General features: G+C 53.2%; 19 protein-coding genes. 12 read left to right on the forward strand and 7 right to left on the reverse strand.

Features of this window, described 5'->3' with window-relative positions:
• Positions 1 to 9: 9 nt before the first annotated feature.
• Both J0L72_04280 and J0L72_04285 read right to left on the reverse strand, forming a co-directional pair.
• Positions 10 to 3543 carry a DNA polymerase III subunit alpha gene (locus J0L72_04280; GenBank protein ID MBN8689994.1) on the reverse strand — a complete coding sequence of 1178 codons (3534 nt, stop codon included), beginning with the start codon at positions 3541 to 3543 and terminating at the stop codon, positions 10 to 12.
• Between the two features lie 49 nt (positions 3544 to 3592).
• A complete protein-coding gene (locus J0L72_04285) occupies positions 3593 to 5488 on the reverse strand; it encodes a glycogen debranching enzyme family protein (GenBank protein ID MBN8689995.1) in 1896 nt (631 codons plus the stop codon).
• Between the two features lie 158 nt (positions 5489 to 5646).
• On the opposite strand from J0L72_04285, the gene J0L72_04290 reads away from it, so the two are divergent.
• Positions 5647 to 5856, forward strand: coding sequence for a hypothetical protein (locus tag J0L72_04290; GenBank protein MBN8689996.1), 210 nt, complete (start codon positions 5647 to 5649; stop codon positions 5854 to 5856).
• Positions 5857 to 5874: 18 nt separating this feature from the next.
• Here the strand turns inward: J0L72_04290 and J0L72_04295 are convergent, their stop codons facing one another.
• A complete protein-coding gene (locus J0L72_04295) occupies positions 5875 to 7443 on the reverse strand; it encodes a hypothetical protein (protein ID MBN8689997.1) in 1569 nt (522 codons plus the stop codon).
• A gap of 99 nt (positions 7444 to 7542) precedes the next feature.
• On the opposite strand from J0L72_04295, the gene J0L72_04300 reads away from it, so the two are divergent.
• The 6 genes from J0L72_04300 (at position 7543) to J0L72_04325 (ending at position 13496) form a co-directional block, all read left to right on the forward strand.
• Positions 7543 to 8106, forward strand: coding sequence for a sigma-70 family RNA polymerase sigma factor (locus tag J0L72_04300; protein MBN8689998.1), 564 nt, complete (start codon positions 7543 to 7545; stop codon positions 8104 to 8106).
• On the forward strand, positions 8103 to 8465 hold the full coding sequence (locus tag J0L72_04305) for a hypothetical protein (GenBank protein MBN8689999.1): 363 nt from the start codon (positions 8103 to 8105) through the stop codon (positions 8463 to 8465). The genes J0L72_04300 and J0L72_04305 overlap by 4 nt, the downstream gene beginning before the upstream one ends.
• Positions 8466 to 8530: 65 nt before the next feature.
• Positions 8531 to 10003, forward strand: a complete 1473-nt coding sequence (locus J0L72_04310) for a hypothetical protein (protein ID MBN8690000.1) — start codon at positions 8531 to 8533, stop codon at positions 10001 to 10003.
• On the forward strand, positions 10000 to 12366 hold the full coding sequence (locus J0L72_04315) for an HD domain-containing protein (protein MBN8690001.1): 2367 nt from the start codon (positions 10000 to 10002) through the stop codon (positions 12364 to 12366). The genes J0L72_04310 and J0L72_04315 overlap by 4 nt, the downstream gene beginning before the upstream one ends.
• Before the next feature lie 8 nt (positions 12367 to 12374).
• Positions 12375 to 12827: a TrkA family potassium uptake protein gene (locus tag J0L72_04320; GenBank protein MBN8690002.1), complete on the forward strand. Its 453-nt coding sequence runs from the start codon at positions 12375 to 12377 to the stop codon at positions 12825 to 12827.
• Positions 12828 to 12836: 9 nt separating this feature from the next.
• The gene (locus tag J0L72_04325; protein ID MBN8690003.1) at positions 12837 to 13496 is read left to right on the forward strand and encodes a TrkA family potassium uptake protein; all 660 of its coding nucleotides are present in this window, start codon (positions 12837 to 12839) and stop codon (positions 13494 to 13496) included.
• A 67-nt stretch (positions 13497 to 13563) separates the two neighbouring features.
• Here J0L72_04325 and J0L72_04330 read toward each other — a convergent pair whose 3' ends face one another.
• Positions 13564 to 14769, reverse strand: a complete 1206-nt coding sequence (locus J0L72_04330; GenBank protein ID MBN8690004.1) for a 2-oxo acid dehydrogenase subunit E2 — start codon at positions 14767 to 14769, stop codon at positions 13564 to 13566.
• A 78-nt stretch (positions 14770 to 14847) separates the two neighbouring features.
• Positions 14848 to 15870, reverse strand: coding sequence for an ROK family protein (locus J0L72_04335; GenBank protein MBN8690005.1), 1023 nt, complete (start codon positions 15868 to 15870; stop codon positions 14848 to 14850).
• A 61-nt stretch (positions 15871 to 15931) separates the two neighbouring features.
• On the opposite strand from J0L72_04335, the gene J0L72_04340 reads away from it, so the two are divergent.
• The 4 genes from J0L72_04340 to holA are packed head-to-tail and all read left to right on the forward strand — an operon-like array spanning position 15932 to position 21146.
• On the forward strand, positions 15932 to 16882 hold the full coding sequence (locus tag J0L72_04340) for a MoxR family ATPase (protein MBN8690006.1): 951 nt from the start codon (positions 15932 to 15934) through the stop codon (positions 16880 to 16882).
• Positions 16883 to 18025, forward strand: a complete 1143-nt coding sequence (locus J0L72_04345; GenBank protein ID MBN8690007.1) for a DUF58 domain-containing protein — start codon at positions 16883 to 16885, stop codon at positions 18023 to 18025.
• Entirely contained in the window at positions 18022 to 20079 is a 2058-nt protein-coding gene (locus J0L72_04350; GenBank protein MBN8690008.1) for a transglutaminase domain-containing protein, read from the forward strand. Before J0L72_04345 ends, J0L72_04350 begins: the two co-directional genes overlap by 4 nt.
• The gene (holA, locus tag J0L72_04355) at positions 20076 to 21146 is read left to right on the forward strand and encodes a DNA polymerase III subunit delta (protein ID MBN8690009.1); all 1071 of its coding nucleotides are present in this window, start codon (positions 20076 to 20078) and stop codon (positions 21144 to 21146) included. Before J0L72_04350 ends, holA begins: the two co-directional genes overlap by 4 nt.
• A 54-nt stretch (positions 21147 to 21200) precedes the next feature.
• Here holA and J0L72_04360 read toward each other — a convergent pair whose 3' ends face one another.
• Both J0L72_04360 and J0L72_04365 read right to left on the reverse strand, forming a co-directional pair.
• The gene (locus J0L72_04360) at positions 21201 to 21740 is read right to left on the reverse strand and encodes a 50S ribosomal protein L9 (GenBank protein ID MBN8690010.1); all 540 of its coding nucleotides are present in this window, start codon (positions 21738 to 21740) and stop codon (positions 21201 to 21203) included.
• Positions 21741 to 21759: 19 nt separating this feature from the next.
• Positions 21760 to 23172, reverse strand: a complete 1413-nt coding sequence (locus J0L72_04365; GenBank protein MBN8690011.1) for an MCE family protein — start codon at positions 23170 to 23172, stop codon at positions 21760 to 21762.
• A gap of 250 nt (positions 23173 to 23422) precedes the next feature.
• Between J0L72_04365 and J0L72_04370 the strand changes: the two genes are divergently transcribed.
• Positions 23423 to 25948, forward strand: a complete 2526-nt coding sequence (locus J0L72_04370) for an ATP-dependent Clp protease ATP-binding subunit (protein ID MBN8690012.1) — start codon at positions 23423 to 23425, stop codon at positions 25946 to 25948.
• Positions 25949 to 25982: the final 34 nt, after the last annotated feature.

Consider the following 25982-nt stretch of genomic DNA (forward strand, 5'->3'; position numbering starts at 1 on the left):
TACTGAAAATTATGACGCTTCAGAAAGCTCAGCGGAACGGCCAACTAAGGTTGCAGGCGTCTGGCGGGAGTTCAAAACGTAGTCGACGACAGATTGCGAAATGCTCTTTTCGATCAATTTCTTAAAGTCGTCGGTGTAGTCCACTCGGTGTAAAAGTTCGAGCGGCGGCAGACTATCGTTCCCAGCAACTTCGATCATCAACCGATTGTTACCGGGATGCTTCGAAATGATCGTCTTCAACTTCTCCAGGTCAGCGCGGATGGCGTTTCGTAACCGAATGGTGACCGTACCCTCGGAATCGTCATCGCCCAATTCTTCGATTCCTGCCGGCGCATCAAACGCCAGAACTTCCTCGACGCGCACTTCCTGTTGGCTGTCCCCGCCGTTCCTGCCCTGCCGGGAAGTCACTACACCGCGAATCGTCACAACTGAGTCCTTCTTGACTAACTCGGTGTATTTGGCATAGGTCGCCGCGAACACAGTGCAAGAAGCCTGACCCGAAAAATCTTCCAAAGTAACAGAGGCCATTTTTTCGCCCCGGGCTTTGGTGATGATGACCCTCATGCCCGAGATAACCCCAGTGAGGCGAACTTGTTGACCATCTTCGAGTTCGGTGACCGAGGCACAAGTGTGGCTGGACGACTGACGAATAGCTCTTTCGAGTCCTCGAAGCGGATGGTCACTGACATAGATGCCCATCACTTCTTTTTCCCAAGTCAGGATTTCGGTTCGGCTCGGCGGATCAATCTCTGGAACGGTGGGCAAACTCAGCTCATCCGAATCAGATGCTTCGCCAAACAGAGATTCTTGGCCCGCTTCTCTCTGCTTGATGACGTTGTCAGCAAAAAGTAGTGCGCCTTCGGCAACTTCCAGCATAGATCGCCGATTTCGACCGAATTCGTCCAGCGCCCCTGCTTTGATCAGTGCTTCCAGCGAAGCGCGGTTGAGCCCACCTTGCTTCACTCGAACGCAGAATTCGTACAGGTGAGTGAAGGGCCCACCAGATTCCCGCTCTTCGATGATGTGGTCTACCAGCTTTTCCCCGACACCTTTGATCGCGGCAAGGCCAAATCTGATGGCACCCGTCCATCCCTTTGGTTTCTTTTCATCGATCCAGAAGTTCTGGAAGGACCGATTGACGTCGGGTGGCATCACCAGAATCTTGCTTCGGCGGCACTCTTCGATAAACGTTGTGACGCGGTCTTCCTTATCGCGATAGACCTCCAACAGTGCGGCCATGTACTCGACCGGGAAATTGGCCTTTAGGTAGGCGGTTTGGTACGCGATCAAGGCATAGCATACGGCGTGAGCTTTGTTGAACGCATATCCAGCGAACGGAAGCAACAACTCCCAAACCTTTTCGGCCTTGTTCTTTGCGATGCCTTTGGCTTCGCATCCCTCATAGAATTCGACCATGAGTTCGTCCATGGCCGCCTTGTCCTTTTTGCCCATCGCGCGGCGCAGAAGGTCGGCCTTGCCGAGCGAAAACCCTGCCAGCGACTGCACCATCTTCAAGACTTGGTCTTGATAAACGATAACACCGTAGGTTTCTTCTAGAATCGGCCGAACGCACTCATCGACGTATTCAATCTTCTTTCGGCCGAATTTGCAGTCAACAAATGTTGGGATGTGCTCCATCGGACCGGGCCGATAGAGCGCGACCATCGCGGCAAGCTCCCGAACGTTTTCTGGCTTGAGGCTAATGATGTTGCGGCGCATTCCGCCCGATTCGAGCTGGAAGACGCCAATCGTGTCCCCTCGCCCGAGCATCTCATAGGTCTTCTTGTCGTCCAGCGGAAAGTCGCGCCAGTCAAGGAGAGTGTCCGACTTCTGAGTGCGAGCAATGTTCGCCACTGCACGGCTGAGCACAGTCAAGTTGGAAAGGCCCAGAAAGTCCATCTTGAGCAGGCCGATCTTCTCAAGAATGCCCATTTCAAAAGCGGTCACGGTTTGACCGTCAGTGCCTTTGTAAAGCGGAATGTAGTCGTTCAGCGGTCCGCGCGAGATCACAACTCCGGCGGCATGAACTCCCGCGTGACGGGAAATGCCTTCGACGTCTTCAGCCGCTTCGACCAGACGCTTGTATTTCGCATCCGATTCCACGAGCTGTCGGAACTCCGCATTGCCTTCGAGGGCTTTCTGTAGCGTCATGCCGGGGATGTTTGGGATGGTTTTGCACAGCCGGTCAGTTTCGGCGGGCAGGTAACCCATCACGCGACCAGCATCTTTGATTGCCGCCTTCGCCCCCAACGTTCCGAACGTGATGATCTGAGCGACTTGCTCTTTGCCGAATCGATCTCCGACGTACTTGATCACTTCATCGCGCCGCGCATCTTCAAAATCCATGTCGATATCGGGCATGGAGACGCGTTCTGGATTCAAAAATCGCTCAAAAGTAAGGTCGTATTCGAGTGGATCGACGTCGGTAATTCCGATAACATATGACACCAAGGAACCTGCCGCAGATCCTCGGACACCATAGGCGATGTTCTGGCTACGAGCGTATCCTGCAAACTCGCGGACCAACAAGAAATAGTCTTCAAACTTGGTTTTCTCAATGACTTCAAGTTCGTACTTGAGTCGGTCCCATGCCTCCTCGCCAGGATTCGGGATTCGCTCTCGGAGGCCATCTTCGGCGAGTTTCTTCAAGTAATCGCGGCAAGAAACGCCCTCGGGAAGATCGGGCTCTGGCATCGGAGCGCGGTTTTTGCCAAGCTCAAGGTTGCACATCTCGGCAATGAGGTTTGTATTCTCAACCGCCTCCGGAGTGTCCTTGAACAGCTCAGCCATTTCCTGCGGACTCTTCAGATAAAACTCGTCGGTTTCGAATCGAAGGCGCTTTTCGTCCGAGACCAGTGCGCCCGTGCCTATGCAGAGCAAAACGTCGTGCGTGACCGAACTCTCGCGGCACAAATAGTGCGCATCGTTGGTGGCGACGAGCGGTAGCTTGACCTCTTTGGCGATTTTGAGCAGCGCGTCCTTGATCATCGCTTGCTCTTTGAGGCGGTGATCTTGGAGTTCGATAAAGAACGATCCTTCCTCAAAAATCTCTTTGTACATCCCGGCGATGCGTTGTGCATTTTGATAGTCGCCAGCCATCAATTCTTGGCAAATTTCGCTCCCCAAGCAAGCGCTTGTGCCGATGAGACCTTTGCTATGATTTCGAAGCAGTTCGTGATCAATTCGAGGCTTGTAATAGAAGCCGTCGAGCGCAGCAACTGTGTGCAGCTTGCAGAGGTTTCGATACCCTTCGTCATTCTTCGCAAGGAGCAGCAGATGGTAGGTCTGGTTCTCTTCCCTTCCCGCCTTGTTCAGGTGGCCGTTCGGAGCCATATAGGCTTCCATCCCGATGATCGGCTTGACCCCTTTTTTGATGCACTCGAAGTAAAACTCCATCACGCCGAACATCACGCCGTGATCGGTGATTGCCATGGCTGGCATGCCAAGTTCTTTGGCCTTCGCGACGAGTTCCGGGATGCGATTTGCGCCGTCCAGCAAGCTGTACTCAGTGTGGTTGTGGACGTGGACAAACGATTTGCACATAGTGGGAGTTCCGGCCCTTTTTCAGACGAAAAATCGGGCCGCTTTGATGCTATTTTCCTTGCGCGTCTTCGATCCAAGCGCGGAGCCATTCTGCAGCGCTCCAGGCTTGCCAAGGGCACCCGCCAGGAGTTCTGGGCTCGTCGCCATCGTACACCTCGGCAACCCCGCCGATTCCGTATTCGTTGAGCAACTCCTTGCCATTTTTCAGGATTCTTTTGGCACCGATTCGATCCCCGGTGAGCTTGACCATAGCGGTGATGTAAGGCCCCATCAACCAGGGCCAAACAGTGCCTTGATGGTAGGCCGCATCTAGTTCGCTCATCGGTCCTTTGAACTGCGGCTTGTACTGGCTGGAACTCGGGGCGAGGGTGCGAATGCCGACTGGGGTCAACAGTTCGCGCGAAACTTCAGCAAAGGCTCTTACGGCGTTCTTTCCGTTCGCAGGCGCAAACGGGACCGCCATAGCGATCAGTTGGTTGGGGCGAAGACTGGCGTCGTCTGGATCGACTGTGTCCATGTAGTACCCGAGCGACTCTTTCCAGAATTTCTTTTCAAAATTCGACTCTGCCAGTTCTGCGCTGGCCTTGAATGCCGAGCCATCAATTTTCAATTCATCCGCCAACCATTCAAGAATTCTAAGTGCGCTGATCCAAAGGCCATTGATCTCGACTGGTTTGCCATGGCGCGGGGTCACCACCCAGTCGCCGAGCTTGGCGTCCATCCAGGTTAGCTGAACACCTTCTTGTCCTTGCGTCAACAGTCCATCTTTGGGGTCAACATGGATACCGTAGTGCGTGCCTTTCATGTGCCACTCGTAAATGCTCTTGAGGTATCCCATGCACTCTTTGGCAAACTTGGCATCCCACTCGGTTTGCAACGTGCGATAAATCGCCTGAGCGAACCATAGCGTTGCATCAACCGTGTTGTACTCGGGCTCATCTCCACAGTCGACAAATCGATTCGGAATCAGCCCCTGATTCATCTGAGAAGCGTAGTCCCGAAGAATCTTCTTCGCGAGTTCGATTTGACCGTTATGAAGGCAGATTCCAGGGATGCTGATCATCGTATCGCGTCCCCAATCGGTGAACCACGGATATCCCGCGATTATCGAGGAGCGCTCCGGAGTCTCGACAATGAATCTGTCGCAGGCTTGCCGCAGAACTTCGGCCATACCGGACGCCTTCCCGGGCATCTTGGTGATTTCTTGTGGCGGAGATTCATCACCTAGCGATGCGACAACGACCGCTTCCTCGCCTGGTAGAAGCTCGTACTTCAGTTCGCACGGACAAAATTGATCGTCGCGAGCATCGAGACCTCGCTCGATCTCACGTTGATGCTCGAATCGGAAGTACCAGCCGACCGTCGGCAACCTAACCGCGCCGGGATGAAAAAGGATCAGGGATTGTCCTTGGTGCTCGATGATCGTCCGGTCTCTCGGAAAAACCTGGGTATGAGGGTAATCATCCGACTGGCGAAAATTCTCGTGATAGAACTTGTGCTGGACCAATGGCCGGAGACTTAGCCCAATCCCCTTGGTGCCGATGTTCTTGTACCGAATGGTCACGGCGTTCTCGCCTTTGTGGATTAGAACTGTCTTTTCGATCGCTACGCCAAGAGCCTTGAAGGTCCATTGAACAAACTCGGATGTCGCAATGAACTTGTCGATGTACTGGTGCCCTTCGGGGTTGATCGCGCCTTGATACTGATTACATGAGAGGCCGATCGGATTGCCATCTGCCTGAACGAAAGCCTCAATGTTCCCGAGCAGCACCATTCGGTGAGCAGGTGCAGGTTCGGCGGCGACCAAGAGACCATGATAGCGTCGCTGATTTGAGCCTGAAACGGTGCCCATCGCAAATCCACCGATGCCGTTGGTCAGGATCCATTCACGCCGAGAACTCAAATCAAAGTTCCGACATTGAGCGGCATCCAAGGTAGTAATCATGGCGACCCCCATAGTGTACTAGGATTGGTTCTCGCGGAAATACCTGAATGTACGGATCGACATTGATTCCTTGCACCTGTACTAGGATAACAGTGGTTCTAATCGCGGCATTTAGTCATCGAGCAGCACCGAAAAGGCGAGCTCACTTTTGGAGAACCATGTTAATTTCCGACGCGAAGAAATATATCGGCAAGATCGTTGACCTAGAGTATGTGGATCGAGCAGGGGCAACTCACGTTGACCGCACTGAGGTCTTTGATGTCACGTTCATCGCGCTGTATGGTCCGTGTATGATCACGGACTTGGGAGACATTCGACTCGACCGAGTTTCGAACGTCACTCTTGTTACGGAACAGCTTTCTGCGTAGCACGCTACGCGTCAAAGCTCATGGCTTAGCGGAATCGCTCCCGGTCTTCGGATTTGGGGGCGATTCTCGTTCTACTTTCCTTTTGCTCAGCCGGTCAAAGAAGTCGTTCATGCGCAATCGTATGCCGAATTGAACCTCGCGCGGGACTTGGCGATAAGTGAAAAATGGTTCGAACGAGCCGGCAACAAATGCCACCGAGTACTCCACGTCGTACCAGGCCTTTCGGTCCAAGTCGTATTTGATCAGCCCGCTTGCAAAAATAGAACCGAAGTCAAAATCGCTGCGCAAATTCACCGAATTGCGACTGTAAAGGTGATCGAACCCAAACGTTGGTGTTCCAGTCTCAAACGTTCGCGAATATCCGATACCGAAGGTGCCGAGGTTGCCAATATTCGAGGTTGCAACCGCGCTCGCCCGAAGCCAAGAGTACTGATTATCCTTTTCAATGGCCGAGTTGCCATCTAGGCGGATATAGGCGCCTAACCCGTTACCGAAGTCAAAATTGCTCGAATGGGCGATCAGCTGAATCAGCGCGCGGTCAACGTAAGAATCGGACACCTGGCCACGAATTCGCTGGAGTCGCAATTGTCCGAGCAATCCGCCATCGCCGATTGGCCCGCTCATTTCGTAGGCGATGTCGAACGGCTTACTCAGTTCCTCCACATCGGATTCTCGCCCACGGGTTGAGAGGTTCCAATACGAACCCGCTGAAAATGTCTTCCGAGGCGCCCTAAAGCTGCGAGCTTCACGCTCCTTGTTTGGAACCAAAATGGAATCGATCCAACTGTCAAAAAGTCGATCGCCACTATCTGGTCGTGTGGTGAGCCTACCAATCTGGTTTTCGGCAGCAATCGGACTGCTGGCGATTTCGATGGAACTGGATGGAAGCGCCTTTGGCAACGTGGCGATCTTGCCAGTGATGCTGGTTTGAGAACCGAGCATGAACGCGCTATTCCACCCGACTCCGAGTCCGAGTCCACGCTTATAGTTGATCGCCGGAAGCCTGAATCCGATCACCCTCGTATCGAGCGAGAAGTTGTAGTAAGGCACTGTGCCGAGCGATGTGCCAAAAAGCTTGAATGTTGGCTTGATTGCCCTTCCAGATTTGCCTGGAGTGAGCGTCAACCGCTTGGCACCAAGTTCAAATTCTGGGGGGTGGGTCTTGGACGGCGTCCCATTCACGTCGTACAGAATCCAGTTGTTGGGCGCGATCTCGATCTTGGACATGCGGAGCTTCATTCCGGCGACGTTCGCATTCACATTGCTCGCGACACCAGTTCGCTTTTCCCAGTTGAATTCTAGGTTTTCGCCTTCAAGCGTTCCGTCGGGGTCGATGAGCCTGACCTTCCCGACCGCCTTCCCGGACTTGTTCGCGTAATCCAAGAAAAGCTCTTCACACTTCAGGACTGTTTGCCCGTAAGTGGCGGTAACTCCGCCCCAAAACCGGACCGTCTTCCCTTCGTTTTGGATTTCTTGGAACCTGAACTGAACTTGAATCCCGTCATTGGAGACCTCTTGAACAGAGACTGCCGGAACCTTAAAAAGATCTGGAGTCACGTATTTGGGGATGGCCGCTAGTTCAAGCATGGCGAATGACGGAGTGTACCGCTGAACATTTTTTCAAAAAATTGTAGAAATCCGAACACTCAGAGTCCTAGGACTTGTCGTAGAATGTGAGGCATACAGATGTTTAACGCTGGGTTTGCACAATCGTTATCTATTAGAGCTCTAGAAGACGCAAGATTCTTGGAGCGGTGCCGTCGTGGCGATGAAGTCGCTCTCGCGGCGCTTGTAGATCGACACCGAAATCGGTTGATTCGAGTGGCATCCAACATCTTGCGCGATGTCAATGAAGCAGAGGACGTCGCACAAGAAGCATTCCTCAAAGCGTTTCGGGAGCTAGGCAATCTTCGGGATGACCGCGCCTTTGCTGGATACATCTATCGAATCTGCGTGCGGCTGTGCATGGACAAACTCCGACAGCGACGCGCAGAGCCTGCCGAGTTTGATTTCGTCGACAATGCCAATGGGTCTTTAGTCGAAAATAAGATCGTTGTCGAAAAGCTTCTGAACCAACTCACTGAGGACTTACGTACTACTCTTGTCCTTCGCGAGATGGAGCAGTTGAGCTACGAAGAAATTGCCGAATATATGGGTGTGCCTGTTGGAACAGTTCGAAGTCGACTTCACGTCGCTCGCGAGAGGTTCCGCAAGCTGTGGCTGATTGCAAATAAGGAAACACCGCTATGAATTGGTTGAGATTGAACTGGAAGAGTAAGAAATGCAAAGACTCAGGCGAAAGTTTTGAGTTCTCGCAAGTCTTGCTTGAATCTGCAATCCAGCCGGAAGTCGATGCGGAGCGATTTGATCGCAAACTGTTTCGCTTGCACCACGTTTCATCGGTGAAGCGAACGGCAACCTACTGGTCTCCAGCAATTTTCGGAGCTGGCGTCGCTGCTGTGGCGCTGCTTGCCGTGCTTCAGTTGATTTCTCAGTCCAGTACGATCAAGCCGATCAAGACTTTCTCGAGCGAATCTGCTATGTCACGGTCTGGCGGACCAATCGTCTTGCCAATCTCGGAGAATCCTAACAGTTCTTATATCCGATGAGTACGCCGTCTAGGCTGTTTCTGGGGCTCCTTTTGGGGGCCCTTTTTGTGTTATTGGTGCACCCAATGACGCGGCCTTTGTACGCGATCGGATTCTGGATGCAAGGCGAATCGCCTGTCGCCACCACGTCACCTTACTTTCTAAACAATGTTAGCCAGGCGCCAACAACTTCGAGGCCAGAAGAGCTCGCGTACTTGCTTCTCATCGCGTCGAGCCAAAGACCAAAAGTTTCGAATTCGCTGGAAAAGTCTTACCGCTATCTAGCAAATTGCGCGGTCGGCTTTGGTGAAGCTGAATACGGCAACGCCTACTGGTTCCAGATCGCTGCGCTGATGTACGACCGCGCTGGGGACACAAGTTCTGCACGATCGAGTTGGCTGAAGGCGTCTACCTTGGATCGTTGGGACGATTTACAAACGCTCCGCCTTCAAACGCTCGCGCAACAATTCCAAATTGAGAATGGACGCACGATGGCATGGCCCGACCCGCTACTCATTCTGGAACGAAACACGGCGCAGGTCCTGGAATTGCGCAGGTATGCCACCAAGATCGTGAATCAATACCCAAGCGACTATCAGCTTCGGTTTGCGACGCATCGAAATGGAGTTTTGATTCGTGAAGGCGCCCGCTCCATTCGGACAGGGATTTATGGTGTCCAAGTGATGCAGGCCGCGACGAGCCCAACAGAATTCAATATGGCGACAACCTACGGCACTAGGCTCAAAGCCCGGCAGAAGTTTGTCGATGAACTGCGCGGCGCCGGATTCCAATCCGAAGCAACACTTGTTGAGCGAGATTCGAGAGTTGCGGACGCATGGCAAAACGTGGTGGAGTCGGACGAAAACGCTGAAAGACGAACTTTGCTAACTTGGGCCTCCCTCATGAGTAGCGCACTGCCGGGAGGGTTCCTCATCATGTCCATTTGGGGTGTGGTCGTTTGGTTCGTTGGGATTCTAATGTTCCGGTTTGGGCCGCTTAAGCCTAGTCCAGACTATGTCCGCGCGCCACTATTGGGGATGGTTTTCGGATACCTGGTCTACTCGGCGACCGGGCTGGTTTGGCCTTCGATGTGGGCGGTTCTCTCTATCGCGTTCTTTGTTTTTCGTGCAGAGAACTTGAAGTCATCTTTGCCAGATTCCCTTCCCTCGCCCCAGAGGGTTACATTGAACCTAGTAACCCTATTCGTTGCGCTTCCGATGCTGGCATTTTTGCTAGGGGTAAATCGCGCTGGTCGTGAGCTCCTACCGATCTTAGAAATCCCAGCAGAATATCGAGCGGGATCGACTGTGCTGATCGGGCTTTCCATCATCTTCTTCAGCATTGCAATGTTTAGCTCTGCGATTTGGGCGATCTTAGAAAAGCGAGCACATGTTCCCTACTTGGGGCTCGTCTTCCAGAAGATCGGCAGGAACTTTGCCGTGTTGTTTTCTTTGGCAAGCGTGGTCTTTGCTCCAATCTGCCTCATTGCGGATCACCAGATTCACTCACATTTGGAAAAGATCATGATCAACGAGCCAAACTACACGATGAGCCGATGATGGACAGTTTCGAATCCCTCTTTGAATCCAAAAACAAGTTGATTGCCGATTTGGAAGCGAGTCCATCGGGTGCGGAGTGGTGTCAGCGATACACCGAACTTGTCGACCGAGCAATCAAGGTTGTCTTCGATAGTTCAGTTCAAAAAGTCGGGAATGTGCCGGTGGCTGTTGTCGCTTGTGGTGGTTATGGCCGCAGCGAGATGGCCCCAAATTCTGACGCAGATATCTGCCTGATTCCGCTCAATGAGACCGACCCAAACCTCGATGACTTCATCAAGTCCTTGGCGTCTGGTTTTCGCCAACTCACTTCATCTAGCTTGAATCTCGAAATCGATCGGGGCTACAAGCTGATTTCCGATGCCCCGACTCTCGATCCGGTATCTCGATCAAGCTTGCTCGATGCTCGGCTTGTTGCCGGTTCAAAAGCAGCGTTTGATCAGTTCTTTGATTCCTATTGGGAGTCGTTTGGGGTAGGCGAATTCATCCACCAAAAGCTAAAAGAGCGGCAGGCGGTTTATGCCAAATCGAACGCTTCACATCTTGTTGTCTGCCCAGATTTGCGCGATGGGGCTGGTGGACTACGCGATCTCCACACGGCAAATGCAATCCGAATGGCAATCGGAATGCGGTCACTTCCGCAATCGTCTGCATCGAACACAGTTCTTATGGCGAGGAACCTACTTCATCTTGTCAAGGGTGAAAAGCGTGATGTACTAACGCACTCTGCCCAGCCTGAACTTGCCAAGATGCTCGGTTTGACGCCGCCCGAACTCATGAACTCGCTGATGCGTGCATTGCTAGCGATCCACGAAGAATTTGAGGCTGCCAGAGACCTCATTCACACCGCGAAGTTTAAATTAAGTGAAGGCGTGGTTGCCATCAGCGGCGAGGCTCGAGTTTTGCCAACGGCGAGCCAGAGTGACGCGGCGGTCGGATTGATGCTCGCGCACAAACTCGGACTGAAGATTTCTAGGATTGAGGTCAAAACAACGCCAGAAATCAACGGCAATCAAGCGATGAACGCAGTCCTAGAAGGTGAAGTCGTTCTACGCCGCTTGGACCAATGTGGCCTTCTTGGTCAGATGTTTCCAGAGCTTGAAGCATGCCGCACCTTAGTTCCCGACGACATCAGCCATCGGTTTTCGGTGTTTGAGCACTCGATGCAAACGGTCGCTCAACTGGACCAGCTTCGAAATAATCCGGACTTCGCTTTTGTGTGGCATGAACTAGACGACGTCGGAATCTTGTTCCTCGCGGCGTTGCTCCATGACATCGGCAAGGCGGATAAATCGGGGCCGCACAGTGACACTGGAGCGAAGCAAGTCGCCTTGATCGCCAACAGATGGGGACTAGACGAAAACCGGGCGGCACTTTTGAGATGGCTGGTGCAAAACCATCTTTTGATGTCCCACACAATCCGCGTCAAGGACGTTCTTCATCCGACTACTGCAACTGAATTTGCACAGCAAGTCGGGTCCAGAGAGCAACTCGCCGCCCTGACTTTGCTCACTCAGGCAGACGCTTCTGCGGTCGGGCCGGACGTCTGGACACCAGCGCAGCAGACCTTTTTGTTAGAACTGTTTCGCAGGTCGCTCAACCACTTCCGAGAAGAAGGCGCGGCTAGATTTGATGCGGAGGAATATCGCCGCCAAGCCAAAGCCAGTCTCAAGCGAGCCCAATATTCTGAGGAAGAGATCACCGCCTTCACCGATCTACTGCCGGCGCATTATCTCGTATCTACGCCACCGGATCTTCTGGCACTACACCGGGAGTTTGTGCACCGAGCATCCCAAGGCGAGCTTGTCATTTCCTTTGAGCACAAGGTCGAACACGGATTCACGGAGCTCACCGTCGCGAGAAGTGACTCTCAGGGCTTGCTCAGCCTCATATTGGGGGTTCTATATGCGTTCGACGTAAATCTAATCAGCGTCAGGGCGATGACCACTCAGGGCGACTCTCCGATTGCACTGGACACCTTCGTGATCTCGTATCTCAACAAGCCTGTTCCGAACAATACGGCAGATACGATTCAAAAGAGTCTTCGAAGCGTGTTGAACAATCCCGCCGAGCTTCAGACGCTGCTGGCCTCGAAAGAAAAGACATCTGACCTCAGCGCGGGGAGTCCCGAAATCCACTGGCACCCGGGCGATCCTGGGATTCTGGAGGTGCGAGCCAAACGCGGGCAAGGGCTGGCGTACCGCATCAGCCGCCGAATATCGGAATGCCAATGGAACATACAAAGTGCTCGCGTCGGTCAGTGGGCCGGCAAATCCACGGCGTCGTTTAGCCTCACTCAACCTTCTGGCAAGCCGATATCTGAGGCCGATTTGCAGGAACGCTTTTGGCCAAAGGTATCATCTTAGGTCAACCTATGAATGTTATCGTCTTCGGATGCGGTCGGACGGGTGCAGCGCTTGCGTTGCAACTGGCACACCAACACCAAGTCACCATTATCGAACAAAATCCGGACGCCCTTCGGCGGCTCGGGCAACGACACAATTGCAAGATTGTGATTGGGAGTGGCATCGACGAAGATGTACTCGTTCGCGCGGGAGTCGAGAATTGCGATGCATTTTTTGCGGTCACGCGGGGCGACAATACCAATTTGATGGCCGCGCAGGTCGCCAACATCAACTACAAAGTTGAAAAGATCTGCATCCGTGTAGCCGATCCTAACCGGGCAGAGGCTTATCGAAGGCTCGGGTTCTACTGCCTTACACCGAGCTTGATCATGGCTGGAATGATGCGCGACTGGATTCTGGGTGAGCCGATCCAAGTTGCTGACACCTACAACACCCTGATCAAAGAACTGGAGGTGATGTAACAGATGTACATGATTCTAGTCGGCGGCGGTAACGTCGGACTCCAACTCGCCAAACGACTTCAAAACCAGGAGCACGAAGTGCTCTTGATGGAAAAGGATTCGCGGCAAGCCCAGCGGCTCGCATCGGTCATTGGCGAAGATTCAGTTTTCCTGGGCGATGGCTGTGAAGTTGCCACACAGAAAGCAGCGGGGTTCAACCGTGCAGACGTCGTTGTTGCGGTCACCGGTGAAGATGAAGACAACTTGGTCATTTGTCAGATGGCGAAAGCGGTTTGGAAAGTGGACCGAGTTTTGGCCCGCGTCAACGACCCATCACACGAAGAGATTTTCCGTAAAATCGGCGTGAACGATACGGTCAGCGCGACTGCGATTATCTTCTCGCTCTTGGATCAGCAAATCTCGATGGATGACCTGATTCCGGTTGGCGCCTTGGCTAAAGGCAACATTGAGGTTGTGGAAGCCGTTCTTTCGTTGCGAAGTCCGCTTCTTGGCAAAAGTGTTCGATCAGTTCAGCTGCCGCCTCAAACAAATATCGTGGCAATGCTCCGCAACGACCAAGCGATTCTGGTTTCTGGCGATACGATCTTCGAGACCGGCGATACGCTGGTGGCAGTTTTGCCACGCGAACGAGCTTCAGAACTTCGCGAATTGCTCTCGCCAGTCCACTAAAAATAATGAGACAACAAAAAAGCTCCCCACTGATTCGGTGGAGAGCTTTTCTAATATCAAGAGCAATTTACGAAAGCAATCGGCTCGGATTTTCGAGGTAATCGCGTACGACGTTCATGAACTTCGCACCGATCGCGCCATCAATCACTCGGTGATCAAACGACCCGGTGATGTTCATGCGCATGCGGACTTCGATCTCGTCATCTGCGTTAACCACAGCAACCTTCTTCGCCGTGCCGATAGCCACGATCGCCGCGTTCGGTTCATTGATAATCGCAGTGAAGCTATCGACGTTCAGCATTCCCATGTTGCTGATGCTGAAGGTGCTGCCAGACATCTCGTCAGGATGGAGCTTGCCATCGCGGGCTTTCTTGACGAGTGACTTTGCCGCTTCGCTAATCTGGCGAAGACTCAGGCTTTCGGTGTTCTTGATCACAGGAACCAGAAGGCCGTCGTCCACCGCCGCAGCGACGCCAACATGAACGCTGCCGTAGCGCAGGATATGGTCGCCCTGATAGGTAGCGTTGACTTCTGGCATGTCTTGCAAAGCCAGAGCGCAAGCCTTTACCACGAAATCGTTGACGCTAACCTTGCCACTTTCTTCCTCTTCAAAGATCTCGCGGAACGCCATGATCCGCTCCAGATCGACTTCGAGCGTCACATAGAAGTGAGGCACGGTAGATTTGGAATGCCCTGTTCTTTCAGCGATGATCTGTCGGAGCCGATTGAGCGGCACCTTGGTATCGGCAGCAGAACTCGCGACTGGGGCAACGCTTGGTGCCGACTTCGCGGCACTCGCTGGTTTGGCATCGCGCACGTCCTTTTCGACGATTCGCCCGCCGGGGCCCGATCCAGAAATAGTGCCCAGATCAACGCCGAGTTCCTCAGCAATCTTTTTTGCAAGCGGGCTGGCCTTGATTCGCTCGCCATTTGAAGCGGCCACTTTAGTTTCAGCAGCGATCGGCTTCGATTCAGCCGCGGGCTTTGCCGTTTCTTTGGCGGCTGGCTCTGCCGGAGCGTCGGCTGAGAAAGTTTCGCCGTCTTTCAGCAATACGGCGATGCGCTTGCCCACGGGCACGGTTTCACCTGGCTTGAGGGTTACAGCGGTGAGTGTTCCGCTTCCTGGGCTTTCAAGCTCCAAGGTGGCCTTATCGGTCTGAATGGTGCCGATAACTTCGCCCGTTCTGACTTTTTCGCCTTCCTTTTTCAGCCACTCAAGAAGGGTTCCTTCTTCCATTCCGTCGCCCATTTTGGGCATGATCACTTCGGTCATTTGGTCTAAATTTTCCTAGTTTTCAGTCCGGGCGCCCCGTTGCGCGCGCTGAATGCGTTCCCAAACAGGATACCAGCGTTATGCTCCAATGTTTTGAAAAGCGAGCGCTGCTGCTCCTTTGATTCCGGCATCGTCGAGCAACTCTGCAGTGACGATTTCGCAATCATGAAATAGGGACGGGATGGCAACGTTTCTCGCCGCAGATTTGATTGCATCCATGAAGGTGTCGCCTGCCTTGGCAATCTGCCCACCGATCGCGACGATATCTGGCGCAAAAATATTGATGAACGAACCGACCCCAACCCCCATGTAGGTGCCAACCTCGGTGAACACCTCGACTCCAACTTCATCGTTTTGCCGTGCAGCTTCCGCGATGATTTGCGGTGTAATTCGGCCTAAGTTTCCTTCTACAAGGTCCCAAATCTTGCTACTTCTCCCACGCTGAAGGCGGTACTGAGCCCGCTTGACGATTGCGTCGCGCTGACAATACGCTTCCAGTGAGCCATATGAGCCAGCAGTTGCATCGAGTCCGCCGTGTTGGACGATCATATGCCCAAGTTCTGCGCCGCCAGCATTTCCGCCTATCAGGAGGAGCGGCCCAGCCGCTTGCCCCATCACAGACTTCGGTGCCATCACCACACCTCCGCCGATTCCCGTACCGACAGTGATCAAAACCAAGCAGGAAGCGCTATTGCGCCCAGTTCCATACCGATATTCACCGATGGCGGCCATGTTGGCGTCGTTGCCCATGTAAACCGGCAAGTCCAATTTGTCTTGCAGCATCTTCTTGAGCGGAACATCCCGCCAAGACAAGAAAACACCGTCGACTTCCCGCCCAAAGTTTGGTGCCCAGCGAACAAGTCCTTCCGCATCATCGATATGCCCAGGAACCGCCAATCCAATCGCCTTAACTTCACCTTTGGCTTCCTGGATCGCCTCTCGAACCGTGTTCGTCACGGCATCGACGATGGCATCAGTCCCCTGTTGGGCAAGCGATGGGTTCTTTCGATAATCCCCTGCCACATCGCCATTGGCATAGATCGCTTGGGCGCGAACATTGGTTCCGCCGAGGTCAACTCCGATTACACACGCTTCAGACACAAATTTATTATGATGCGAACCAACTTTTGTTACCGTTCTCGTCGTATTCTCAGAGAGCACTATGACGCCCGCTGAAGTTTCCAGAATTGCCAAGCAGATGATTTCTGCCCTCGACACCGTGATCGTGGGGAAATCGGCCCAAAACAAACAGGCGGTACTGGTGCTGTTCTGCGGGAGCCATTTGCTGATCGAAGACGTTCCCGGAGTTGGGAAGACAACACTCGCCAAGGCACTAGCGAAGGTCTCAGGTGGGCAATTCAGCCGTATTCAGTTCACACCAGACCTGCTCCCTTCCGATGTGACCGGTACATCGATCTACAACCAGAATTCGCGGGAGTTTGAATTCCATAAGGGGCCGTTGTTTGCGAACGTGGTTCTTGCGGACGAAATCAACCGAGCTTCACCCAAGACTCAATCCGCGTTGCTAGAAGCGATGGAAGAGCGAACTGTGACGGTAGACGGCGTGGAAAGATCGGTTCCATTGCCGTTCATGGTGATCGCGACCCAAAACAACGTCGAAATGGCTGGAACGTTTCCGTTGCCAGAAGCGCAGATGGACCGATTCTTTGGTCGAATCAGCCTCGGTTACCCGAATCGTGAAGTCGAACGCGAGATGTTGGCCGCCCAGCGAGAAGCTCATCCCCTCGAAGAGTTACGGCCCGCGGTTTCCTCTGAAGAACTGTTACAAATCCAGCGCGCGATCCGGCAGATCACCATTGATCCGTCAGTTCAAAACTACGTGGTTGAGGTGGTGCGAGCAACGCGTGAACACAGCCACATCTATTTGGGTGCTTCGCCCCGAGCCGCGCTACATCTACAACTAGCGGCTCAAGCCAGCGCCTGTCTCGAAGATCGCACCTTTGTGACTCCTGATGACGTTAAGGCCTGCGCGGTCCTCGTGCTTGCACACCGAATTTTGGTGCGCGGAGAATCGCGAACTCAGTTGGGCGGCAGCGAATCTGTCATTCACTCGATTCTGAAAACAGTTCCTGCACCAGTTCCGGTCCGCTAAATGAAAAACGCTGCCACCCTGACGCTCACCGTCGCCAGCGCATTCCTTGCTGTGGTGGCTCTTATGGTGAATTCCCCAGCCCTGTTTTACATGGGGCTGGCTCTGATCGTGACGATTTTGGCGGCGAAATTTCAGGCCAGATACGCAGTCCGAGATTTGCAAATCAGCCGTATGGCACCCAGCACCGCGCAGATCGGCGAACCCGTCACCGTAATGTTGGGCATCAGAAGCTTGAGGAAGCTTACGCGCCCCCTATTGCTCGTGCAAGATCAAGTGCCGAAGCGATTGAAGCGCGATTGGTTGTTCCATCCGATCCCTGTTGCGCCGAGCTATCAACAGGAAGTCGTGGTCAAGTATCAGTTCGTGCCGAAACGTCGCGGGCAGTTTGCTTGGGACGAAGTGACCATCGTGGGAAGCGACGCTCTCGGCTTGGCGACCAGTACCTTCACATACCAGGCAGATGCCGCGAATCTTAAGGTTTTCCCTGCCCCCTTACCGTTTGATTTGGATTTGAATCTGAGCGGCGGTTTTGGTTCGGATGAATCTACAGCCCAGCGCAGCGCGGCCAACTCATTGGACACCCGTGGAGTTCGAGAATATGTCCGAGGTGATCCTAGAAAGCTGATTCACTGGCGCAGCACGGCGAAAACTGGCGAGCTCAAAGTCAAGGAGTTCGATGCTAGAACCAACACTCAAGCCACGATCTTCATCCAAAAGTCTCTTGGCACGGAGGTGATGTTCCAAAACGAGTCATCGCTCGATTTGCTTTGCGGGCATGCCGCGTTTTTGATCAGCAAGCTTCTGCCATTAACGAATCAAATCGTTCTCGGCGGCTTTCGCGAGTCGTTGGGCAAGAACTTGAGCACGTACCTAGACGCCTTATCTGGGATCGCCGCCACCGATACCGAGCCTCTTTCCGAGACGATCAAATCCTCGGGGGCAGGCGGAGAAATCTACATCTTTCTGAGCGTGACGGACACAGGATTGCCGCAAGCAATTCGGGCGTTATCGGGTGCCAACTGCACCGTTTTCGTTCTCCCGACTAAGCAATCGGATTCGGCCTATCAGAATCCTGGATTCATGGACGAAGTTCAACGCGCAGGCGCTAGGGTGAGGCTACTCCCCGTTCCGGAGGTCAAATGAAGCGGAATCCATACGCCATTTCGACGCTCGACTACATTTTGAGCGCGGTCAGTACGAGTTGCGCTCTCATCGTCGGCGGGCACTCGATTCGAAATCCGCTTGCAGGATATGTCCTCGTCGTTATGAACGTGATCGGGCACTTCTTGGCACCGAAAATTCGGCAACCGTCCAAGCAGCTCTTCACTTTCAATGCTGATGCTGTTTGGCTAGGCGTGACGAGTTTGTTTTGCGTTTTCTTAGCGGTTCCGATGAACCGATTGTTGCCAAACGACGGCTATCCCGAGCAACTACTCCAAACCGGAATTCTCTCTTGGGTGATTGCGCTTGGCGCATTGTTCGCTTGGCGAGATTCGACCCTGTTATTCCTCGCCGTACCAGGAATTGCGCTGTTTGGACTTGTAGGTGCCTATGATACGTTTCAAGCCACTCCGTTGCTATTCTTCGTGTTTCTAGCTTCGGCTGGCACGCTATTCTCGCGCTCCAACATTCGGCATATGTTGACTCTCGCGGAGCGTGCTGGCGAGCCGGATGTCAACAAGCTTCGTGCCTACGCCTGGAAATCTGTCGCGGGCCCGGAGTGGGCATTTGGTTCGGCGGTGATCGTGATTATTCTGAGCGCGCTTGGCGCCCCGATTATTCAAACGACGATGCAAGATGTGACCTCGCCGTTTCGAATCAGCATGCGCAATGCAGTCGCCGGAACCCCGACGAGCTCAAATTCTGACCTCAGCGGTGCGGGATATCGCGTGGGACAGGGCCCAATGGGTAAACCGAGCGATCGCCCGGTGCTTTTGCTGACCGCGAAGAATGTCGAATACTTGCGTTCTGACGCGCTGTACACCTTCCGTGGGCAGCGGTGGCGCAATCCCAATTTCCAATTCAGCGCGGTACCACAAGCGCGCAATGGCAGCTTCGTCACCAAGAATCTGATCCCTGAATTGGCGGAGATGAACAAAGCCAAGAGCATTCCATTCATCTTAGAGCCGATCGATGGTGGTGCGAATTCACTGATTTTCCCCGGAGTACCCGAAGAGTTTAAGTCTGGAGTATTCCGGGCAAACTTACGTTCGGACGGGATGGTGCAAGTCGGATTCGGATTGAACTCTCCAGGCATCACGGCAGGGTTCGTGCGCGTTCCAGACCTCACCAAAAAGCCAGTACGGTCAGTTCGCCCGGCGCTGTGGTCGGACACGTTTGACGAGTTTAGGATTTCAAGCAGAAGCGTCGAATTCCTCAAGAACGCCATCGCGGGCAAGATGACCGATTACGAGAAGGCAGAGGCGATTACAGAAGCGGTGGGCAAGCAAATCACTTATAACTTGCAAGCCGGTGCGGTTGCCGAGAACACGGATCTGGTTGATTCCGTCCTGTTCGACAAGAAGGAAGGCTACTGCGACCTTTTCGCGACCTGTACCGCCTTGCTCGCACGTGCGGCTGGACTGCATTCCCGGGTTGCGATGGGGTATTTGATTGACCCTCAAAGCATGGATGATGAAGACAAATACATCATCCGCGACCGCCATGCTCACATGTGGACTGAAATCTATTTTGAAGATTTCGGCTGGGTTCCCTTTGATGCGACTAGCTTCTCATCGGAAGTGCCAGGTAATGGCGTTGGTGAAAGCTGGCGCGAAGTCGAGCCGCTGTTCAGCCAAGAACGGATCGAGAAAATTGCGAACATCCTTTTGGGGCTAGCTGGAGTGGTGTTGGTGGGTGCCCTGCTCAAAGACACTTTGGCCAGGAAAATTTGGAAGAAAGTTCGCGTTGAAGGCACCGAAATCTTGGCGCGGCCGTACGTAGATAACGTCCTGTTCGCCATTGCGCAAATCGAGCGTGCGAGCGATACCCGGCGCAACTTCCCTGAAACGCCACGCGAATATCTCCTCCGTTTGGGCACCGCCTTCCCTACGGTCAAAATTCCTCCGGATTACATCGATTCGATCGAAGGATTACTGTTCGCTCCGCCGGATGCAGACAGTGCGGATTGGCTAAAATCGTTAGACCAAACGAGATCGATTGTGGAGCAACTTCGCATCGCTCTCAAAAACTCATGAGTTTTGATCTTCAAAAGGCGATTTCGGCTCCGGTCGTTCTAATTTACGGTTCAGAGGACTACCTCCGGCGCGAGGCTTTGGCACTAATATCAGAAGCTGCCGAACTCGGCCCAGACGACTTCGACTGTGAAGTCGTCACAGGCGCACAGATGCCCGTCCAAGAATGGCTGGGATTGGCTTCGACGGTCCCGTTCCTGGCGACGAAGCGCACCGTGATCGTCAAGGACGCGCTTTCAGCGGACCTGTCTTCATTCTCAAAAGACAAGAATCCGCTCACGGGAATCTCGGAATTCAGCCGAATCATTCTCGTCGCTCAAGAGGACGCAGGATCAACGGGAAGTGACCGCGGGCGAAAGGCTAAATCGAACCTGACTCTGTGGCAAAACTGGGTCAAGCAAGCTAAGGGCATCCTGATACCCTGCGAGGTTGACGAAAAGGACCTGATCAAGCTCATCCGGTCTCAGGCGAATCAACGCGGATTCAGCATGAGCATTTCGGCATCAGAGATGCTCATCGAAATGTGTGGTTCGAACTACAGTAAGGCGTTGAGCGAACTTGATAAGCTAGTGTTCTACTGCACCGAGAGTAAGGAGATTCGCGAATCCGATGTTCAATTGGTTGTCTCAGCCAGCCGCGAATGGAATATCTGGACGCTGATGAACGCGATCCGTGACAAGAAGATATCCGAAGCACTCAAGCAACTGCGAATCTTGATTGGTAGCAACAAGAAGCTCGAAGACACTGCAATTTCCCAACTCCTGCCCGCGTTCAGCAGGCACTTTCGACTGCTCTACCAAGCTCGGTATTGCCTTGATCACCACATCGACCCGATGCGAGTACCGGATAATGTGAGCGCTTTGATGCCCGAAAAGAACAGCTTGGCCGATCAAAAAGAGATGGTAGCGAAGCGCATTGTCGCCCAAGCGCGAACATTGCGAATGGACCAGATTACGAATTGTTTGGAAGAAGTCGCGCGCGCCGATGCACGCCTAAAAGGATGCGAACCAAGCGCGTCTAGCCTAGATACTCTAGAACAGCTGCTCTTTCGAATCTCGGTTCGAATCTGAGATACAAAAAGCCCTTGATGAATCACCAAGGGCTTTCAAATTGACTAACAGGAATTAGGCTTCGACAGCTTCTGCTTCTGGTTCGCTGGCTTCAGGAGCCTCTTCTGCGACCGGAGCGGCAGCTTCAACATCCAATTCAGGGTGAGCAGGGTCGAACACTTGAACGGTGATGTGAGCGTCCACGTCTCGGTGAAGATCAACCATAACAGCGTGCTTGCCGATTCGCTTGATTGGCTCGATGAGGCAGACATCCTTCTTTTCGACATCGACGCCAAGTTCCTTCTTGATGGCATCAGCGACATCTTGCGAGGTGATCGCACCAAACAGCTTGCCGAGATCTCGACCAACCTTTCCTTCGATCTTGATCAATTGACCATCGATCTTGGCCTTGGTTGCTTCGGCAGAAGCCTTGGTTTCGGCGAGCTTAGCTGCCATTCGCTCATTCTTTCGATCCAAGGTCTTAAGTTGACCGCGATCAGCAAAAATGGCCAGTCCCTTTGGGAACAGATAATTTCGGGCATAGCCGTCTTTGACGGTAACCACCTGACCGGTCTTGCCGAGCTTTGGCACGGTTTGGTTCAGAATGACTTTCATGGTGTTGTAAATTCCTTTTTCAGCGCCGGATACCGATTCCGATAGATGGCGCAGCTCGATTAAATATCCTTTCGACACCGATCCAACCAGTCATATCTTTATTGAGGCTGAAACTTGCCCTCAAATCCAATCTCGGTTTATTGACATCAAAAAGGTCGCCCCGAATAATCGAACCGGGCGCGAGTGAATACTTTACCCCAAGTCCAGGCTTAGATGCATACACTCCATACCGGATTTCTGTACGACTATTGGATGGGCGTCCAACTTGCGCAATCAACTTGTTACCTTCAAAGGCGTCGTAAATTCCCAAATAGAGGTTTTCGCCCTTCATTGGCAGGTTAGCTTCAAAGTCAGTGCGGAACCGACCGGGAGAGGTTTCACGAGTGACCGTGGTCTCGTACCCCATTCCCTTGCCTAGCCCGCTGCTTTGCCCGATGCCTGCGACCGAACCCAACGTCTTGTCAAATTTTTGAAGGACGCCACTGAGTTCATCGGCCAGCTTGCTCGCCTTCTCTGCGATTTCGATCGCCTTTTCGCTCAAAGTGATGCCGTTCTTGGTCATCACTTCGGCATTGTTCGCGATTCTAGTCCCGGTTTCGGTCATCGTCGCCGTATTTGCGAGAATGTCCTTCATCGGCTTTTGAAGCTCAGGATCATTCACGGTCTTCTTGAGATCGTTGATCAGTGCAGTCGAGGCCATCATGGTCGAGTTCATCTCATCCATGATCCGATTGATTTTGCCTTCCATTTCTCCGCTACTCGCGACCTTGGCGATCACAGCAGTTGCTTGAGAAAGGTCGGCCATCATCATGTTTGCCTTCAGCAACGTGCTTCGGAGTGATGCCTGGTTTTGGGTCACAACACTGCTGAGATTTGCGGCGAGGGCACCGAACTCCGCGGCGGTTTTGTTGCTGGTTACCAGGAGGTTCTGTACATCGCTCTTGAGCTTTTGGTCTTCCAGAAGAGCTTGGGTGGCCTTCAAGGTGGCCGTCAGCGCTTTGATCGTTTCGCCGCTCTCTGGTGCCATCGATTCCAGCGGGCTGGTCATCTTTCCGGGAAGAACGGAGCCAACTTCGAGCGGCTGTGCTGAAGTCGTCACTGGAGGCTTGAGCAAAATCGGTCGATCACCGATACCGATTAAGCTATTAGGAATCTCTGCGATCGTGCCTTTGGGTAGCTCGATCCCTTTTTTGATCTCGAATGAAACTACGGCCTCACTCGCTCCAGCGAGTTGCACTTTGACAACCTGCCCGACGTTAACGCCCGAAAGCATCACAGGTGCGCCAGAGACCACCCCACCCGCATCGACAAACTTCGCCGAGTAGCCATCTTTGGACTCAGCAAAAATAGATCTGCCCAGCACGGCGTAGGCTCCGAGAACACACCCGGTGAAGCCAACAACCAACGCTCCTACTTTCCACGCGCTTTGCATCTTGTCGTTTCAGACGATCCGGCAAGAGATTTCGTACGACGCAACCGCATTAAAAGGTCAAGAACGTGCTGGAAAAGACCGATAGTCCCGGTAACGGCATCAAAAAAATCCGAATGGTAGACTTCAACTGGTAGATTCGCTGGGAGTTTTGAAATCGGCAATAGTCCTATTTCGTAGAACACTCCATGAACTCTCAGTGGTCTATATGGATGGGAACCCCTTTGGGGCAGCAGGAGGCTGAATAAACTATATGTGGCAACGCTTTACAGAACGAGCTAGAAAAGTTGTTTTTTACGCCCAAGAAGAGGCGCAGAAATTCGGTGAAGGATACGTTTCGACCGAGCATCTGTTGCTGGGCCTCGTCCGAGAGTCGGACAGTGTTGCTGCACGGGTCCTCGAAAGACTTGGGGTTTCATTGAGCCGAATCCGAGCCGAAGTTGAAAAGCAGCTTCCTCGCGGTGATGCTCGCCCTTCGCAAGAGATGACGCTGACGCCTCGGGCCAAGCGAGTCATTGATCTTGCCTACGACGAAGCTCGCAATTTGAACAACAACTACATCGGCACCGAGCACTTGCTCCTCGGCCTCATCCGAGAGGGCGATGGCTTGGCAGGACGTGTTCTCGCCAAGTTGGGTGTTGAATTGGAGCGCGCTCGCCGAGAAGTCGGGTCGTTGCAAGATAACGAAGGCACCAGTAGCTCCGGTGGATCATCGAAGGGCTCTGGCTCTAGCCGGCAGTCGGCGTCGAATCAAAACCAAGTCAAGACGCAAACCCTGGACGAATTTGGCCGTGATTTGACCGAACTCGCCCGCGAAGGCAAATTGGACCCAGTCGTGGGTCGTAACTTGGAAATCGAGCGTGTGATGCAAATCCTCACGCGACGAACCAAGAACAATCCTTGCCTCATTGGCGAACCTGGTGTTGGAAAGACCGCTATCGCTGAAGGCCTTGCCTTGCGCATCGTGTCTGGTGACGTACCGAACTTGCTTGCTGACAAGCGATTGATCTCGCTGGACCTTGCTGGTCTTGTCGCAGGTACGAAGTATCGCGGCGAATTCGAAGAGCGAATGAAGAAGGTCATGGAAGAGGTGCGACGCGCCGAAGGCCAGGTGATTCTATTCATCGACGAGCTTCACACCTTGGTAGGTGCCGGCGCAGCTGAAGGCGCGATTGATGCCAGCAACATCATGAAGCCAGCTTTGGCTCGCGGTGAACTGCAATGCATCGGCGCAACAACACAAGAAGAGTTTAGGAAGTACATCGAACGCGACGCTGCGCTGGAACGACGATTCCAAGCCGTCAAGGTTCGAGAACCAAACGAAGAAGAAGCGATTGACATTCTGAAAGGACTTCGCGAGCGATACGAAGCTCACCATAACGTTGAGATCACGGACGACGCGATCAAGGCTTCGGTGACGCTCAGCATGCGCTATATCTCTGATCGAACACTGCCAGACAAGGCGATCGATTTGATTGACGAAGCTGCTAGCCGAGTTCGGTTGCAACAGAGTTTGCCGCCGGCAGAAGTCCGTCAAGACAAGGTGAAGATCGCCAAGATGCGTTCGGAATACGACCACCTTGCTCGCCGAAACAAGGCAGAGGACGAGGTCGCTATCACCAAGCTACAAACTGAAATTGATGATCTTGAAAACAGCATCATCGAGCGTGAAGAAGCTTGGGAACTGGAAGACAAGCCCGATGCAGTGGTGGGCGAAGAAGAAATCGCCAGCATTGTACAAAGCTGGACTGGCATTCCGGTTACTCGACTGGTTGAGACCGAAAGCGCGAAGCTTCTCCGAATGGAAGATGACTTGCACATGCGAATCATCGGACAGAACGACGCTGTGAGCGCGGTTAGCCGCGCAATCCGGCGCAGCCGATCCGGCCTCAAGGATCCGAAGCGACCAATGGGTAGCTTCATCTTCCTTGGCCCAACCGGTGTCGGTAAGACGGAGCTTGCAAAGGCTCTTGCTGGCTACTTGTATGAGAAGGACACCAACATGGTCCGGCTCGACATGAGCGAGTACATGGAGCGGTTTGCGGTTAGCCGACTTGTCGGAGCGCCTCCCGGCTACGTGGGATACGATGAGGGCGGTCAGCTCACCGAGCAAGTTCGCCGAAATCCTTACTGCGTGGTTCTTCTCGACGAAATCGAAAAGGCGCATCCAGAGGTCTTCAACATCCTGTTGCAAGTCTTGGAAGACGGTCACTTGACCGACAGCCAGGGCCGCCAGGTGGACTTCCGCAATACGATCATCATCATGACTTCCAACGTCGGTGTAAGGCCGATCGAACTGGATAAGGCTCTTGGATTCAAGGATCAGAAAGAAGATCCTAACAATCCAAAGGTCTATGAAGCGATGAAGAACCGCATGTTGGAAGAAATGAAGAAGCTCTTCCGCCCTGAGTTCCTCAACCGTGTGGACGAAGTGATCGTATTCGAGCACTTGCGACGCGAAGAGATTCTGCGAATTGCTGACCTCTACCTCAAGCGGGTGAATCAGCAAGCGAAGGAGATCGGCATCACCATCGAACTCGGTGAAGACGTCAAGGACCTCTTGGTCAACGACGGATATGATCCGAACATGGGCGCCCGACCATTGCGACGCGCGGTTCAGCGATATATCGAAGATCCGTTGAGCGAAGAGTTCTTGATGGGCGCATTCGCCGAAGGTGACACGATCATCGCTAGCCTCGATCCAGAAAATCCAAAGAAGGTCGTCTTCAAGAAGAAAACTGAAGGCGGAAAGAAGAAGAAGGAGCTCGTTAAGAACTAACTCTTCCCTTCTGTGAATCGAAAGAAGAGTCTGG

This window comes from Armatimonadota bacterium (assembly GCA_017303935.1).
Classification (GTDB): domain Bacteria; phylum Armatimonadota; class Fimbriimonadia; order Fimbriimonadales; family Fimbriimonadaceae; genus JAFLBD01.

What these genes read in the sequence shown, in the direction of transcription:
- J0L72_04290 (MBN8689996.1), top strand. Translation starts at nt 5,647, where the DNA reads ATGTTAATTTCCGACGCGAAGAAATATATCGGCAAGATCGTTGACCTA.
- J0L72_04300 (MBN8689998.1), top strand. Translation starts at nt 7,543, where the DNA reads ATGTTTAACGCTGGGTTTGCACAATCGTTATCTATTAGAGCTCTAGAA.
- J0L72_04330 (MBN8690004.1), bottom strand. Translation starts at nt 14,769, where the DNA reads ATGACCGAAGTGATCATGCCCAAAATGGGCGACGGAATGGAAGAAGGA.
- J0L72_04360 (MBN8690010.1), bottom strand. Translation starts at nt 21,740, where the DNA reads ATGAAAGTCATTCTGAACCAAACCGTGCCAAAGCTCGGCAAGACCGGT.
- J0L72_04315 (MBN8690001.1), top strand. Translation starts at nt 10,000, where the DNA reads ATGATGGACAGTTTCGAATCCCTCTTTGAATCCAAAAACAAGTTGATT.
- J0L72_04280 (MBN8689994.1), bottom strand. Translation starts at nt 3,543, where the DNA reads ATGTGCAAATCGTTTGTCCACGTCCACAACCACACTGAGTACAGCTTG.
- J0L72_04345 (MBN8690007.1), top strand. Translation starts at nt 16,883, where the DNA reads ATGAAAAACGCTGCCACCCTGACGCTCACCGTCGCCAGCGCATTCCTT.
- J0L72_04325 (MBN8690003.1), top strand. Translation starts at nt 12,837, where the DNA reads ATGATTCTAGTCGGCGGCGGTAACGTCGGACTCCAACTCGCCAAACGA.
- J0L72_04370 (MBN8690012.1), top strand. Translation starts at nt 23,423, where the DNA reads ATGTGGCAACGCTTTACAGAACGAGCTAGAAAAGTTGTTTTTTACGCC.
- J0L72_04305 (MBN8689999.1), top strand. Translation starts at nt 8,103, where the DNA reads ATGAATTGGTTGAGATTGAACTGGAAGAGTAAGAAATGCAAAGACTCA.
- J0L72_04350 (MBN8690008.1), top strand. Translation starts at nt 18,022, where the DNA reads ATGAAGCGGAATCCATACGCCATTTCGACGCTCGACTACATTTTGAGC.
- J0L72_04365 (MBN8690011.1), bottom strand. Translation starts at nt 23,172, where the DNA reads ATGCAAAGCGCGTGGAAAGTAGGAGCGTTGGTTGTTGGCTTCACCGGG.
- J0L72_04295 (MBN8689997.1), bottom strand. Translation starts at nt 7,443, where the DNA reads ATGCTTGAACTAGCGGCCATCCCCAAATACGTGACTCCAGATCTTTTT.
- J0L72_04320 (MBN8690002.1), top strand. Translation starts at nt 12,375, where the DNA reads ATGAATGTTATCGTCTTCGGATGCGGTCGGACGGGTGCAGCGCTTGCG.
- holA (MBN8690009.1), top strand. Translation starts at nt 20,076, where the DNA reads ATGAGTTTTGATCTTCAAAAGGCGATTTCGGCTCCGGTCGTTCTAATT.
- J0L72_04285 (MBN8689995.1), bottom strand. Translation starts at nt 5,488, where the DNA reads ATGATTACTACCTTGGATGCCGCTCAATGTCGGAACTTTGATTTGAGT.
- J0L72_04310 (MBN8690000.1), top strand. Translation starts at nt 8,531, where the DNA reads ATGACGCGGCCTTTGTACGCGATCGGATTCTGGATGCAAGGCGAATCG.
- J0L72_04340 (MBN8690006.1), top strand. Translation starts at nt 15,932, where the DNA reads ATGACGCCCGCTGAAGTTTCCAGAATTGCCAAGCAGATGATTTCTGCC.